This window comes from Acinetobacter sp. MF4640, from assembly GCF_002018895.1.
In the GTDB taxonomy this organism is placed as follows: Bacteria; Pseudomonadota; Gammaproteobacteria; order Pseudomonadales; family Moraxellaceae; genus Acinetobacter; species Acinetobacter johnsonii.
In genome coordinates, this window is the sequence record NZ_MVOM01000024.1 from 39029 (window position 1) to 54755 (window position 15727).

Annotated in this window: 13 protein-coding genes and 1 pseudogene; 9 read left to right on the forward strand and 5 right to left on the reverse strand. The window is 40.4% G+C overall.

All coding sequences use genetic code 11. The features are described from left to right. Window positions 1-6: 6 nt before the first annotated feature. From MF4640_RS09605 to MF4640_RS09640, 8 genes are all read left to right on the forward strand, one after another. The gene (locus MF4640_RS09605; protein ID WP_078389424.1) at window positions 7-1308 is read left to right on the forward strand and encodes an NAD(P)/FAD-dependent oxidoreductase; all 1302 of its coding nucleotides are present in this window, start codon (window positions 7-9) and stop codon (window positions 1306-1308) included. Then, on the forward strand, window positions 1298-1855 hold the full coding sequence (locus tag MF4640_RS09610; RefSeq protein WP_078389425.1) for a DUF3261 domain-containing protein: 558 nt from the start codon (window positions 1298-1300) through the stop codon (window positions 1853-1855). Before MF4640_RS09605 ends, MF4640_RS09610 begins: the two co-directional genes overlap by 11 nt. Further along, entirely contained in the window at window positions 1848-3044 is a 1197-nt protein-coding gene (locus tag MF4640_RS09615) for a beta-ketoacyl-[acyl-carrier-protein] synthase family protein (RefSeq protein WP_078389426.1), read from the forward strand. The genes MF4640_RS09610 and MF4640_RS09615 overlap by 8 nt, the downstream gene beginning before the upstream one ends. Then, a complete protein-coding gene (locus MF4640_RS09620; RefSeq protein WP_078389427.1) occupies window positions 3041-3478 on the forward strand; it encodes a 3-hydroxylacyl-ACP dehydratase in 438 nt (145 codons plus the stop codon). Before MF4640_RS09615 ends, MF4640_RS09620 begins: the two co-directional genes overlap by 4 nt. Further along, complete coding sequence (locus tag MF4640_RS09625) at window positions 3475-4200, forward strand: 3-ketoacyl-ACP reductase FabG2 (protein WP_078389428.1); 726 nt, start codon at window positions 3475-3477, stop codon at window positions 4198-4200. Before MF4640_RS09620 ends, MF4640_RS09625 begins: the two co-directional genes overlap by 4 nt. Continuing rightward, the gene (locus MF4640_RS09630; RefSeq protein ID WP_078389429.1) at window positions 4200-5420 is read left to right on the forward strand and encodes a beta-ketoacyl-ACP synthase; all 1221 of its coding nucleotides are present in this window, start codon (window positions 4200-4202) and stop codon (window positions 5418-5420) included. The genes MF4640_RS09625 and MF4640_RS09630 overlap by 1 nt, the downstream gene beginning before the upstream one ends. 18 nt (window positions 5421-5438) lie before the next feature. Then, window positions 5439-5873: an excinuclease gene (locus tag MF4640_RS09635; RefSeq protein WP_078389430.1), complete on the forward strand. Its 435-nt coding sequence runs from the start codon at window positions 5439-5441 to the stop codon at window positions 5871-5873. 281 nt (window positions 5874-6154) lie between these two features. After that, entirely contained in the window at window positions 6155-6529 is a 375-nt protein-coding gene (locus tag MF4640_RS09640; RefSeq protein ID WP_078389431.1) for a rod shape-determining protein, read from the forward strand. 422 nt (window positions 6530-6951) lie between these two features. Here the strand turns inward: MF4640_RS09640 and MF4640_RS09645 are convergent, their stop codons facing one another. The 5 genes from MF4640_RS09645 to MF4640_RS09670 all read right to left on the reverse strand — a co-directional run bounded on the left by MF4640_RS09645 (window position 6952) and on the right by MF4640_RS09670 (window position 14883). Next, window positions 6952-8211, reverse strand: coding sequence for a type II toxin-antitoxin system HipA family toxin (locus MF4640_RS09645; protein WP_078389432.1), 1260 nt, complete (start codon window positions 8209-8211; stop codon window positions 6952-6954). Window positions 8212-8215: 4 nt separating this feature from the next. Then, the gene (locus MF4640_RS09650; RefSeq protein WP_000364388.1) at window positions 8216-8518 is read right to left on the reverse strand and encodes a helix-turn-helix transcriptional regulator; all 303 of its coding nucleotides are present in this window, start codon (window positions 8516-8518) and stop codon (window positions 8216-8218) included. A gap of 601 nt (window positions 8519-9119) precedes the next feature. Beyond that, entirely contained in the window at window positions 9120-12077 is a 2958-nt protein-coding gene (locus tag MF4640_RS09660) for a tyrosine-type recombinase/integrase (RefSeq protein WP_078389433.1), read from the reverse strand. Then, entirely contained in the window at window positions 12074-14254 is a 2181-nt protein-coding gene (locus MF4640_RS09665; RefSeq protein ID WP_078389434.1) for a hypothetical protein, read from the reverse strand. Before MF4640_RS09665 ends, MF4640_RS09660 begins: the two co-directional genes overlap by 4 nt. After that, entirely contained in the window at window positions 14251-14883 is a 633-nt protein-coding gene (locus MF4640_RS09670; RefSeq protein WP_227518639.1) for a hypothetical protein, read from the reverse strand. Before MF4640_RS09670 ends, MF4640_RS09665 begins: the two co-directional genes overlap by 4 nt. Before the next feature lie 146 nt (window positions 14884-15029). Between MF4640_RS09670 and MF4640_RS09675 the strand changes: the two are divergent. After that, window positions 15030-15727: pseudogene (locus MF4640_RS09675) on the forward strand (IS5 family transposase); the annotation flags it as partial.

The window sequence follows — 15727 nt, forward strand, 5'->3', positions numbered from 1 at the left end:
AGTGCAATGAGCACCATGCAACAAACAGATGTTTTAATTATTGGGGCAGGACCATCAGGCAGCTCGGCTGCAGCTTTGCTGCGTCAAAAAGGTTACCAAGTCACGGTCATCGAAAAGCAATATTTTCCGAGGTTTTCTATTGGTGAATCTTTATTGCCGCAGTGTATGGTGTTTTTGGAAGAAGCGGGTTTGTTGGAGACCGTTCGCGCACATGCCGGTGAATATGCCTTTCAGTTTAAAAATGGCGCGGCTTTTTTAAGAGGTACGCAGCGCAGTTTTTATGACTTTACTCAAAACTTTAGCGAAGGTCCAGGCACTACATGGCAGGTAAGACGTGCCAACTTTGACCAGCTTTTGGCACAGCAAGCCGAAAAAATGGGCGCAGATATCCGTTTTGGTCATGAAGTTTTGGCGGTCGATGTGGCATCTACACAACCGATTTTGACGGTGAAAGGTGAGCAAGGCGACAGCTATCAAATTCAAGGCAAGTTCCTCTTAGATGCCAGCGGCTTTGGCCGCATTTTGCCGAAGTTTCTTGACTTAGAAAGCCCATCGGATTTTCCCGTGCGCCGTGCGGTCTTTACCCACATTGAAGACGGTCTATTGAATGACCCTGAGTTTGACCGCGAGAAAATTTTAATTACTGTGCATGAAAAAGACCACCGTGCGTGGTATTGGCTAATTCCCTTTGCTGATGGACGCTCTTCATTTGGCATTGTGGCGGAGCAAGATTTCTTTGAAAAATATGGTTATGACGGCAGTGCGGACTATGACTTAGAAGCCTTACAGAAGCGTATTTTGGCCGATGATGCCAGCTTGTCGCATGTGCTGCGTCATGCTAAACATGATACTCCTGTACGTACTTTGGTGGGCTACTCTGCCGATGTGAAACACTTGGCATCTGAAAACTATGCACTACTTGGCAATGCAGGTGAGTTCCTCGATCCTGTCTTTTCTTCAGGGGTAACGATTGCCTTAAAATCTTCCAGTCTAGCGGTGCCATTGGTCGAGCAAGTGCTGCAAGGTCAGACGGTAGACTGGATGGAGCAATATGAAAAGCCGCTACGTAAAGGCATTCAAGTGTTCCGTGCCTATGTCGAATCATGGTATTCAGGTGAGTTTCAGGATGTGGTATTTTCGACTCAGCAGGATGAAAAAATTCGCCGTATGATTGCATCTTTACTGGCAGGTTATGCATGGGATACGAGCAACCCGATTCATCGCAATGCCAAGCAACGTTTGAGCACTTTGGCCGAATATTGCCGAGAAGAACAACCTAAAAAAGAGTCGCTGACCGATGAAACTTAAGCTGCGTTTAAAGACCGTCAGTTGGATTTTAGCCAGTACATTATTTTGTAGTGCTTGCCAAAGCTGGATTCCTGAAGCGCAAGGGCTCGCAACTCCGCAGTGGGGGGCACAAAATTACCAGCGCCAAGACCAAATTGAAGTGCAGTGGAAAAGCCAGAGTTTCAGCTTTTTACTGTACCAGCAACAGCGGGGACAGTCGCTTGACATGTTAGCGCTCAGCCTTACGGGGCAGCAGTTGTTTAAGCTCAGTTTTGATGGTCAAAAGGTAGACGTTGAACAACGGATTGAGCCGATGAAACTGTTGCCTTTTGATTATGTGGTGCGCGATATTCTGTATGCAACCTATCCAAATTTTGCTGCGTTACATGCAGCTCAAAATGCGGTCGTACAGAAAGCTGATACCATTTATATACAGCAGCAGCCTGTGTTGAAAATTCAGGGAAATGAGGGGGCAATTGAACTGGATAATCTGCAAGTGCCTTATCAGATGGTCATTAGTACAGTGAGCAATACTTTAGAAGATGATCAAGGCGACCATCATGACTAAAAATGTACAACCTATTTCAGCCGTTGGTATTCAGTTCAGTGCGGCGCTGTCGGCTTTGGGACAAAATGCAGCTGAGCTTCAACATGCATTAACACACACAGAAAATACCCTGTCACCATGCGAGGATCTGATTGCGGGGCGTACGGTCTGGGTCGGCGCATCTGATCAAACCTTAGTTCAAGCAGTCCCTGAAAGCTTGAGCGATGCAGACTCACGGAATTTACGCTTTGCCCTGACTGCTTTGTCGCAGATTGAAACTGATATTCGTGCTTATACTGCACAGTTTCCCAAACAACGTCTCGCTGTGATTATTGGCACGTCAACCTCAGGCATCGCGGATAATGAGCCGGTCTTAAAAACGCAGTTTCAACAACCAACATCGCAGTCTGTACAGCACCAAAAGCAAGAAATGGGCAGTTTAGCGAAAGCTTTACAACAGTATTTGGGCTGGGAAGGGCCTGCCTATACCATTTCTACCGCTTGCTCCTCGGCAGCTAAAGCGCTGGCGGCGGGGCAACGTCTGCTGAATGCAGATCTGGCTGATGCTGTCTTAGTGGGTGGAGTCGACACCCTATGCAAGCTGACCTTAAATGGATTTGATAGTTTAGAAAGCTTATCGAGCGGAATTTGTCAGCCTTGTGGTGCCAACCGTGACGGCATTAATATTGGTGAAGCGGCAGGATTGTTTTTACTGTCCAAAGCGCCTGCCCCCGTGATGTTGTTGTCGAGTGGCGAGTCAATGGATGCATGGCATATTTCAGCGCCGCATCCAGAAGGGAAAGGGGCGGCGGAGGCGATGCAAAAAGCGTTAGATATGGCACAGCTTGAAGCAGGCGATATTGGTTATTTAAATTTGCATGGAACATCCACACCGCAAAATGATGCGATGGAGATTAAGGCGGTACAGACCGTTTTTTCAGATGCAGCTGTGGCCTTGAGCAGCACCAAACATAAAACGGGACATTGTCTAGGGGCAGCGGGTGCAATCGAAGCCTTTATTTGCCAGCAGGTTTTATTAGATCAATCCTGGTTGCCGCTGCATCACGCAGGCGAATTGGACGATGCTTTGGCTGGGCAAAATTATGTGTTTACACCGCATTTGAATACCCCCATTCGCTATGCGATGAGTAATTCTTTTGCTTTTGGCGGCAGTAATATCAGTTTAATTTTCGGGACGGCTTTGTCATGATGGATGCAGTACAATTTATTCCGCATGAAAAACCGATGGTTTTCGTGAGTCATCTGATTGAAGCCAATGATACGTTTGCGATTGCAGAACTTCACATCAAACCAGATTTGATGTTTTGTGAGCCAGCAGGCTTGCCCACATGGAGCAGTATTGAATTGATGGCGCAGACTATCAGCGTCTATGCCGGTTATAAAGGACAAACTCAGGGATTGCCACCAAAAATTGGCTTTTTATTGGGAACGCGTAAAATGCAGTTGCCTTGTGCTTATTTTAGTTTGGGTACAATCGTGCGGATTCGAGTAGAACAAAGTTATCTGCACGAAGGTTTGGGGCAGTTTAATTGTGAAATTGAATATCAAGAACATCGGTTCAGCGCCATGTTGAGCGTATTTGAGCCAGAAAATATGAATGAAATCATTGGAAAATTAGTGTGAGCAGAAGAATTTTAGTTACGGGTTCAAGTCGTGGAATAGGTAAAGCGATTGCTTTGGAGTTGGCAAAGGCAGGCTTTGATGTCACGGTACATGCCCGTTCAAGACAGTCTGAGGCCGAAGCAGTAGCGAAGGAGATTCAAGCGCTTGGGCAGGCGAGCCATGTATTGATGTTCGATGTGAATGAGCGTGAAAAGATTGCCGCCATTTTAGAGCAAGATATGGCACAGCATGGCGCTTTTTATGGTGCGGTGTTGAATGCAGGGCTGACCCGTGATGGTGCTTTCCCCGCACTGACTGATGAAGATTGGGATGAAGTGGTTTCAACCTCTCTGAACGGTTTTTATAATGTGCTGAAACCCTTGATGATGCCGATGATCCGCTTAAAAAAGGGCGGACGTATTGTGACCTTGTCTTCAGTGTCAGGAATCATGGGGAATCGTGGTCAGGTGAACTATAGTGCTGCCAAAGCAGGCTTAATTGGTGCGACCAAAGCATTGGCACTGGAGTTGGCCAAACGCAAAATCACGGTGAACTGTGTGGCTCCGGGCTTGATTGAAACCGAAATGGTCACGGAAGAAGTGAAAGAACATGCTTTGAAAATGATCCCGATGCAGCGGATGGGGCAGGTGGAAGAAGTCGCAAAAGCGGTGAAGTTTTTATGCAGTGATGATGCCAGTTATATCACCCGCCAAGTGATTTCAGTCAATGGAGGCCTAATCTAATGAAACGTGTTGTTGTGACAGGCATGTCTGGGATTACCTCTTTGGGTGAAACCGCAGAGCAAATTTTTGAACAATTTGCACAAGGCAAAAGCGGCATTCGCTATATGCCTGACTGGGAAATTTATCCTGATTTACGCAGTAAATTGGCTGGCCCCGTGGAGTCATTTACCGTACCGAAGCATTTTAACCGTAAAGTGACCCGTGGTATGGGACGTGTTGCTTTAATGTCTGCCGTATGTGCTGAAAAAGCATTGGAAGATGCAGGTTTACTGCATGCGGATATCTTAAAAAGTGGTGATGCAGGCGTGGCTTTTGGTTCCTCTGCGGGCAGTATGGATGCGGTGCGTGAGTTTGGCTCGATGTTGATTGAGCACAATATGAGTCAACTGAATGCCACGACCTACATTCGTATGATGTCACATACCAGTGCAGTCAATATGACGGTGTATTTTGGCCTAAAAGGTTTAACGTTGCCGACCTCCAGTGCTTGTACTTCAGGTTCCATGGCCATTGGTCAAGCCTATGAAGCGATTAAATATGGCAAACAAACCGTAATGATCGCAGGCGGAGCAGAAGAGCTCAGTGCTGCCGGTTCTGCCGTGTTTGATGTGCTGTTGGCGACCAGTGTGCAAAATGATCGACCTGAGACAACGCCACGCCCGTTTGATGCAGGCCGGGATGGTTTGGTGGTGGGTGAGGGCGCAGGCTGTTTGATTTTAGAAGAATATGAACATGCTCAAGCGCGCGGGGCCACCATTTATGCCGAGATCGTTGGCTATGGCAGTAATACCGATGGTCAGCATGTAACCCGACCTGATTCTGAAATGATGGGCTGTTGTATGCGGTTGGCATTGAAAGATGCACGGCTTACTGCCGCGGATATTGATTATGTCAATGCGCATGGCACTTCGACCGATCAGGGGGATATTGCAGAATCACAAGCAACCGCGCGCATCTTGGGGAAAAAGCCGATCAGCTCATTAAAAAGTTATTTTGGGCATACGCTCGGGGCGTGCGGCGCCATTGAGGCATGGCTGAGTATTGAAATGATGCGACGCAATCAGTTGGTGCCTACACTGAATTTAGATCAGATTGACAGCGCTTGTGGTGATCTGGATTATATTGTTTCAGACATGCGTTCAGCAGAAACGCAAATGATGATGAGCAACAATTTTGCTTTTGGGGGGATTAATACCTCCCTGATTTTTAAACGTGTCTAATAAAATAAGGGTAGAACTATGTTATTCAAAAAAATCTGTGCAGTCGCTGTGTTGTCTTTAGGTGCGATTGCATCGGCTCAAGCGGCTGACAAAATGTATGATTTTAAATTTCAAGAAGCTGTAAACCGTGCAGTTACAGATGGCGTGCTAGATGGCTCGGTAAAATTTTATTTGGCGGGAACCAAGTCGGGCGGAAAGGTGATTGAAAAGGGCCTAGTGACCAATAAAAAGACCAATGGTTTTGCCAAATCTGCGGAAAGTTCATGTGACCATGTACTTCGTTCAGCACTGATTCAATTCCAAAATACAGCTAAAGCCAATGGCGCAAATGCTGTGACCAATCTAGTGAGTTTCTATAAGTCGAACGAAACACGTAGTACGACGACTTACCAATGCGCGAAAGGCACAGCTATGGCGGGTGTGGCGTTGAAAGGGGATTTGGTAAAATTCTAATGTGATCTAGTGGGCTGGGTCTTTCTATAAACAAGAGAAAGGCTCGGCTTGATATAAGATAATCATGGTTTTATCGCTCAAGTCAGCGGTTTTCATGAGCGGTTAGGCTCAGTGGCTTTATCTTGTTTAAACAATAAATGTGAAGCAAAACTAATGATGAAAAGCTGTTCTAGTACGCGGACTCCTAGAATTTTTTTGGCTAGGGAATTGATGCTAAAAGGAAAATTTCAAGCACTTCGTATAAGAGTATTATGTTAATTTAGAGAAAATTAAGAACCAAGATGATAAGCGACGATTTAAAGAAACACCCTAAAGCAATATGGGTACATTTTTATAAAAACCGTATGGATTTGATGTCAGGGGATGGTACTGTCAAGGCAACAGAAATTCCTCAAATACCTTATGATCACCCGAGAATGATTTTGGCAGATTTTGAAAGTGCTACAACAACATTGAAAGCTTTAATGAAACATCATTCTAATAGTTTATCTTTTTTCAAGTTTACAGCTCCTATTGCAATTGTCCAAATAATGGAGCCAATACAGGCTAATTTAGCTAAGATTGAAATACGAGCTTTTAAAGAATTATTTCTTGATACTGGTGCACGAGCAGTAAATCTTTATGACCTTGATGGAAACTCTATTGAGAATAAATAATATTATTTTTGCTGAAGTATTTCATGACTGAAAAATGATTTTAAAAGCACGACTTAATATAATACTGCTTATACGCAGTGCTCAATTCGATAGTAAAAAAGCCCCCATCTTTCGATGAGGGCTTTTTTGAATTTGGAGCGGGAAACGAGACTCGAACTCGCGACCCCAACCTTGGCAAGGTTACCGAGATTTATGCCATTAAATGATGTTAACTATAAGTATATGATTTAATTGATTGTGTGTAGTTTTTAATGCGGTGAAATTTTTAGCAATTTAGATCATTTTAGGGTATTTTGGTCACTTCATATTGGAAATTTTAGTCTATAAAAGTCACCTGTATTTTGGTGCGAATTTTCATGAGAAACAACAACATTATATAATTTAATATAATGATTCTTGATCCTCATGAAAATTTTTTATATTCAATTCAATAAATGAATATTATGCTCAATCCTATTTTGGATCATCTGGAGAGTCTCTGTTTGAATTTGTCCAGGTAATAGATCATGAGCGATATTGCTGAATCGGATTGCAACCTTACAAATCGAGCCAATAATTTCATCGACTTCTTGGGCAGAAAGTTCCGCTTCCTGAGTACCAAGTTTTACAAGAGCTTGTCGAGGAATATCCAGTGCCTCACCCATGATATCCATTTGATGATATCCACCTGGCCCCTCACAGAAAGTAACATCATAGGCAGGGGAGAGTTTCCATTGCCCATTTTGGGACATCAGAAATGAAAAGTTTTTGCAATGATCATCTCGATTATTGAAGACTACATTGAAAACAGCTCGCTTGAATGCAATTGCTTTTTCGCGAACATCATTGGTGCAAAAGTGTGCAGCGCGAAGAAAGTTACTGTAGTCTAAACTCCCTGGTGATTTAAAATCAGCTCCGGTGAAGGCCGCTAAACTTTGCATAGGGATACGCATGCCATCGTGGCGGTCAAATCTCTTTGATGCAAATGCGGTTAATCCATTCGGAAGAGTAAAATATTGAGTGTCAGGGGTATCAATATGACAATGACGCAAACATTCTGCATAAACAGCTTCAATTGCACAAACTTCAGGATGCTCTTGCTGAGCGGGAAATTTGATCAGCCAAGCTTCATGTTGATGTGAGCTAACTGTTGAGAATTCGTTGGTGACAGGATCACGATAGATGAGCGCTTTTGGCCTTGCACCTTGTGGAGATCCACCCATAATTAATAAATGCTGTAAAAATTCTGCACCTTCTCCTTTGAGAACTTCCTGAACTTCTTGAGCGAGTTTAATCAGTGGGATATTTTCAGTTAATGCGAACTCAGTTGCTGAAGGTTCAAAGGATAATGCTCCCATCGCATGTGTATTAATATACGTGAGTCTTTCTAATGGCCCAATCCGCGCAGGATTAAATCCATTTTTTTTAAATAAGCGATCCATAAGAAGCATGCCCCAACCATCGGGCAAGGCATCATATATAGGACCTGGCAATCCCATTTGATGTGTAGGAAAGTTCGTTCTTAATGAGTCACCTTTTAATGGAAGTAGGTAAGAGGAAAGTTCTAAACCTTTACTGATCGCTTCTGCACTGTATTCAAAGGCAATTAATGGCCGACCTGTGATTGCGGTTGAGGAGACCAGTGTACCCCAAAGCCAATATTCACCCCATCCATTGTAGTAAACATTAAGTTTTTTGAGCATGGACTTATTTCCTTTTGATACGTTGGCGAGCCGTATTGCTCTCATAGCGGAGAATGTCATTTACACTGTTTAAATGAGGTTTGAAGAGTTCCTCTAATTCTTTTAATCGGCCCAATACCATGGCAACGCGTACTAAATTTTCAAATGAAACATTTCGACCGGCTTCCAGATTAGATACTGTATTCACACTAATACCAGCACGTGTAGCGACGTCTGCCTGAGTCATTTCCAGATAAAGTCGTTCTTTGCGAAGCCTTTCACATAATAACGTGACAACCTCTTCAGGCTTTTTGAATTTTAAATCCATAATATTGGGTCTTATATCTATATATGTCTATTAAAACACAAAATAATGAATTTATAAAAATAAACCATTTGATGTAAGGAGGGTGCTTAATTGGCCTGATTAGATCTAATTAGACTAAAGAAGTCTAATTAGACATTTACAATTTAATAGAGTCTAACAACCTGCTTTAAGCTTAATCAGTTTCGCCTGATGTCGCGAGGAACCAGTATTTGCTATCAGGTTAATCTGAAATATTTGGCACAAGTGGTTTGGAGCAATGAGGTTATGGGCAGGGGTTTATCTTTTCAGATAACTTATTGGGTACCGATTCACAACTTATTCATCATATTCTGAAAATATTTCTTCAATTTCATTGTGCTGCGGCAATTTATGCTTTTTATTCACTTCGAATTGTAAACTAATACTGCAAATTCTTGTTTAAATGATCATTAAATTTTGTGCTAACTTGGACAGACATTATTTGGCTAGTGGGACAAACAGTTATTGCTCTTTAAGATGATTAATTTTACCACTCACGCTTGGAAGTCTATATTAAATCATTACAGGAATGACTGGTAAACCACGAATAAGAATGCGTGGCAAACTTATCCAATAATTTGCATTAAAGATGAGAAACTATCATCAGATACATCAGTAACTTGAATACCCCAAGTGCTTTTGCATCTTTACCCTTGAAGCAGAACTTAATTCGCCTTTCATTTTCAGTCAGGCTGAAGTTTTCTGCCCGTAATGTTAAATCCTGTAATGTCTTTTTGAGCTCTGTTTTGCTCTGCTGAGAGAGTTCTAAATGAAGATATTTTTTGGGAAATAAGCTATGAATAAAAGAAAGAAGTTTCTTCAGTTGCCGTTTTTCATTGAGTTCAAAAATTAACTGGGCTGAATTGGGCTGAGCTTTTTCAAGATAAATTGAGTAGATTGTATGAAGCTGTTTTTTGTATTTACTTTGTACATTTGCATAACGCTCCTGAACATGTTGAATGACCTTTTTTTCCTCCTGATTGGTTGGCAACATGGTGACCAATGCATTCGGAGTTTTCCTTAAAAAATCTGTGGTAAATAACCTCGATGATTTTTTTTGGTTTACACAGGAGGTTTTCAAATGCTTGGCTCTAGCACGTAATTTTTGCGCGATTTGCAAAGGAATAGTTTCAGGTAACATAAGGTCTTGTTCTTTTTCTACTGCAAGAATGTGATGCAATAATTCAAAAGTCATCTCTGAGTCATGAGCTCCTAGCATCAGTGAATCAGGCGATTTCTGTTGACCTAGTTGAAATTGATGATCATGTTGCCTGTAACGGTCTTTAGTGAGTTGATGAAATAAAAACTGTTTGATCGCCCGCTGCTGAACAGGATATTTAATGGCATCATCATGTTTCAGAATGTTAAAATAGGCTTCTTTAGGAAGCGGGCTGTGCATTTGATTCAGCTGGTAGCTAATTGCTAGATGCATTAAATGCAGATAGCTTGAACAAGTGGTTTCAGGCGTTAGGTGCCCGGCAAAATGAGAAAGTGCATACCAGGTTTGCTGAGTATTTCTGTTTCGCAACAATGCATAACGGATACGTAATTGCTCATGTGGGCTATAGTCAGTAAATGCATCTGCAAGTGTTGAGTTTTTTAAAATCAGGTAAAGATGATTAAATGCAGAATGGCGCAGACTATGGTAAGTAAAATTGTGTTCTCCAAAAACTGTCTGGATCAATTGTTTCAATAGGGAATTCACTTCATTTTCATGAGTTTCTTCTAAGGACTGTTTTAAAAACAGCGGTTGTGTAACTGATTTTCCCTGTTCTTTTAGCAGACGTTTTCTATTCTGACTATATGTTTTAAATGTATGTAATTCGTCGGCTTTAAGTAGATGATGCAGGGGAATCTTGCGGTAAGCTGAGTAGCTTTTTTGATTTTTATTGCGATTGTTGCGAATGGTGAGTATCACAGCATCTTCACTAATAAATAGATCACGTACGAAGATATTCAATGTTTCATTGATCCGTAGTCCGACTCTGAATCCTAGAATAAAAATCAGTTTAAATATATTTTTATCCTGAATCGAAATATCTTGAGTATTTTCGAGCTGCTCTAGCATGTGGTGAAAAATATGGGGCGAGATCAATGCGGTTCTGCAGATTTTTACCTGGATTAAATTATCTAGATCGATAGTGGGTGCGTTAAAGAATAAGGTCTGTTTGTGATGAAACTCCTGTAGACATTTTTGTAAAGTCGCTCTAGTTGTTTCTTTCTTTAATAAAAGCATTTCTCCATACAGATCTTCAAAATCAGCATCTGAAAATGATGAAATATCTTTGTCTTGCGTTGCCTGCAGCCAATGGACTGCAAACTGTGAAAACATGGTCTTCAGAGAACTTTGCTTGAGCGGCTGAAAATCTGCACGTATAAGCTTGCGCTTAAATCGTTGCTGCTGCTGAATAATATGATTGAGAAGGTCCAGTTGAGGTTCCGTTAATTTTGAGCGTAGAATGCTCCACAGCAGCAAACGTTCCAAGGCTGAAGATTGTTCTCTGGCATATAATTCTATGAGTTGATCGCTATAGTTTTTTGCACGAATAGCTTGACGTATTTCTACTAAAATATCGGCAACATCTAATGCAATAGTGACTTTAGACTGGTCTTGAGGGTTTTCATAAACTTCCTGAATCGTATGGGTAGGCGTGGGTTCAGGCTGAATAAAATAAGCTGCTAATTGTTTTTCGAGAGGACTGGAACTGTAAATTTCATTTTTTAAGATACAAATGGACATTTGATCCAGTCCACTGTTTTTTAGGAACTGTGTGTAGTAAAAACCATATTTTAACAGGTCTTTATAACGTACCTTTTCCTCAGGAAAGCATTCGATGATGCAAGTGTTGATCACTTGTTCTGCGTCATCAATATCTGAAAATAAATCAAATTTTTGATGTTTTAGTCTGTAGATCCAGCATTTCACAATATCGTTTAACACAAACGTTTTTGTATAGCTCACTGAAAAATTCAGGTTATTTATACGCTGATTACCGAAATGCCGGTTCGGGATCTCAAGTGAAACAATATGATTTAGGTTTGAAAAGCTTTGAAATTTCTTTGTTTTTAAAATGATTTTTAAAAACTTTTGTAGTTCGTTCTCATTATAAATGCCATTAAATAATATTGTGCTGATCAAACAAAAAGCGAGGGATTGAGTTGGACTGAAGTCATTATGTTCTGTCCAGTGAGCAATCAAATTTTTGGCAAATTGAGTCACCCTTTTACCATGTTTTAAAGTCTCAATATTTTGTTGGGGTGGGGGGCTTTCATGACGAACAGGTGTTGCAGGAATAGGGTAGTTTTGATTTGATAAACGATTAAAACGCTTGATATATTTCGCGAATTCTAAGCGTGCCATTTTATGACTACGAGTATTAGATTTGTACTTTTCCAAAAGTTGATTATCGACTTGTCTATATACATCGGAATAGTTTTCAGGTGTAAGCTCTAGGCATTTCTCACTAAATAATTTAAGAAGAAATTCCTTATTTTTTATAAGTTTTTTTTGTCGTTTTAGGGAGTGTGGATGTCTGCTCATTTAATCATGATCCCGTTGAATGTCGACATACTTTTAAGCTCTAATATTTCAATTAGCTTATCTTGTGCTGTTCTGATTTGATCGTAATCAGTCGCCTGAAAAGCTGAATAGCGGTCAAACAGTCCCTGCATTGCTTCGTCATGACCAAAGATGCCTTTAACTACATCTTCATTGCAGTCTTGTGCAAAAAAATAACGAGCAAAGTGGCGGGTCCAATTGCGCTGAAGGGCTATTTCTGTACAGTATTTTTGAATATCAGAAAGTTCTAAATTTCGGATATATCCTTGTGGATCGTAAAATAATAGAAAGGGGCGTTCACCCTCGAAGACCTCATGGATTGCTTGTACTTGTTCATTGGACAGATAGGCTTTTGTGAGGTAGAGAAAGTGTTTTAAATATTTTAGGTAATGCTGTATTTCATCACGAAGATAATCGTTAAACGGTAGATATCGTCCAATGGTGCCCGAATAACGCTGCTCTTTATCTGCAACAGCCATCAATTGATTGTCGAGGTCAATATAATCTAGATTGGGCGGGAAGGACTCACTTGGTCGTGCTGACGTTATCAGCATGCAAATATGCCATAGCCAGATTGAATAATATTTTAAAGTCTCAAAAGGATTCGGATGTTCCCTCACTCGTTGGTCAAGCTGGTGAAAAAATGATTTAACAAATGGTAGATTAGGTGTCTGCTGACTACCAAAAGAATGCGGGTTACTGAATTCTTCAAGATATTCAGTTTCCAGCTGAGGAACAGTCAAAGTTAGAATTTGAGTATAAATATTAATAATATCCACGATTTGTGTTGAAGAGTAATGGCATGGAATATAGTGCTGAACACTTTCTCCATTAAGCAATTTGCTTTCCAGTTCATACTCAAGTTCATTCAATGCAATATCACTGAGTAAGCGCGGAAGATTTTGTGTTGTTAACTGGAAGGTCAGCCCTTTATTAATTTTTTGTAAATACTCCTGTATCTTGGAATCAATCTCAACACCATCCATTTTTTTCAACTGACTTAGATTTTCCAGATAATATTGAGGCAGAGGAATCGTAAAAGAATTCACGGTATTCAACCGATGTTTTCTTAAAACAAAATCCTTGAATTTAGAGACTTCAAAGCTTTGCTTAAAGAAACATTTTTGGGGTTGCAGTGATACTTCTTTGTTTTTTGTACTGACTCGTAAATTTTTTTGAAATACCGGCAGATCTTTATAATGAGTAAGACTGAGGACTGAAAATAAAAGCAGGGTATGAATTGGAGAGTTTTCTGCCTGTTCTAATAAAATTTGCATAATGTACTGTGCGGTAGGCAAATCGAAGACCCGAGGATTCGGCTTGCTCATTAGCTCATTCTTGTTTTGATGCAGAATTTGATTTTTGAGATTATTGATCTGAGCTGTGATAGAACATTGCTCTAGTGAGTTAAATTCAAAATTATGATCTTCAACTTTTTCTATAGTTTTATCTTCGCGTGGTTGTTTAGCTGTACCTTGTTCAAAATGAGTCTGATACGTTTGTTCATCATCGAGAGATATTCTTGATATCTTTTGAACATCAGTTTGAGGAGCTTCTTTGGCACCTGAACTGCTTTGGCGATTTCGTTTTAAACGTTCAGACTGAGTAAAGACATATTGATAGATGACACGTAGATTTGCCAGCTGGCCAATTTGTTTTTCATCTAAATTTGGTGTGGAGCGGTTAAGTAACTCTCTATTCTCTGTTTCAGCTTTATTTAAAAACTTAAGAAGATCCTCCAACTCAATAGGGAGAGGTGGTAATAAGTTATAAAGCCAATGGTATTCCTGTTTTTTGCTGGCTAAACGAAAACGTCTACAGAGGTTAGCTACAGTGGCTGCATGTTCTTTGCTATCAAGCAATTCAATACATCGAGTATTAAAAATGGCCCATTTCAGGGCATTGGCTTGATATGCTGAAGGCGTATTAATGACTGCAATAAGATAATGAACGAGAGGATATTCACTGATTGATTGTTCTACAAGTTTTTGATTTATAATATTGTTAAGTTCAATAATTTTAGTAGGTTTAATGAACTCATTGAGTTTGATTGAATTTTGAAAACTTTCCAGCTTTGCTTCTGCTAGTGTTTGATAGAATTCTCGAAACGGCTCAAGCTTTAATTCTTGAGTATCTTCTAAGTAACTATATCCGTTCATGATGATATTCCAGCCAGAATTTTTTCTAATGAAAGTGGACCAGCATAATTTGAAATAGGACTTACTGGACTTTTGGATTTAGACAGCCCTGATAATTCTCGTAGATGATTGATAGTTAGAACTTCCTGACCGAAAACTTCCTGAAGATGTGCGGCTAAGTATTGTTCATTTAGCCAATGTGCGATGATATCTAAGCCATGAATTGAGTGATGTAATCCGGAACATAGTAATGCCTTTACTTCGCTTAAAGCCATGATGGTGAATTCGTAGGAATTATTTTTTTCATAAGCTCTAAACGTAAATTCAGTTTTATACTTATTGTAAAAATAAGCATAGATCCAGCTGAAATGACTACTAAAAAAATAGTGATCAGCTTTGTCTGTTGTCAGAAGAGGAATTTCGATATTCTGTTTAAAAGTTAAATTCAAGTGATAGTTTTGCTGTTTCTCATTAAGCTGAAAAAATAGAGCAATCCAGATTTGGTAGGCATGCATACATTTTGGATAACACATTAATTGTAAGTTTTTTGAAGATACACGATGACTTTTAATAGCTTTTTTTTTATAGACATATGCTGATGTCTCCCCATATTTATGCCAAGTGGCTGAAAAATAAGCTATAATATTCACGTATTTTTTATAGGAGAGTCAAGGGTTGCGCACCCTATATTGTGTTATTAAATTGTAAATTTCACTATATATAGTGTTTTTAATCTTTTAAGGGCTTTGTTGCACAAACCTATCTGTAAAGGGTTTTTCAGCGATATAATTTTCAAATGAAGAAGCCTACACACAAAATCTACCGCACAACCAATTGGCCCGCATATAACCGAGCACTCATGAGTCGCGGAAATATTGCCATTTGGTTTGATCCTGCTACGCAATGGTATGCGCCATCAAAAGGCAAACAAGGGCGAAATCAAACCTACTCCGACGCAGCTATCCAATGCTGCTTAATGATTAAATCCTTATTCCGTCTATCTTTACATATGGTCACTGGCTTTGTGCAAAGTCTGATTAAACTTTGCGGCTGAGCAGCCCCGAATATCAGTGATATTCGTACAGTACGCTTTGTAGAAGACAAAAGCATATTGATATTGCAATCAGCTACCAAAAAAGTAGCGATGGGCTGCATCTACTCATGGACTCTACAGGCATGAAGTTTCTAGGTGAGGGCGAATGGAAACGCAAGAAACATGGATCTGAATATCGTCGCCAATGGCGTAAACTTCATATTGGTATAGATGCTAAAACCCTACAAATACGAGCAGTTCAGCTTACAACCAATAATGTCAGTGATTCACAGGTGCTTGGTGATTTACTTAATCAGATTCCACAAGATGAGCGGATTGACTCTGTTTATACCGATGGAGCTTATGACACCAAGCAATGCCGTCAGGTCATTGCAGATCGGCAAGCGCATGCGGTGATTCCACCTAGAAAAAATGCGAAACCATGGAAAGATACAAAGAGT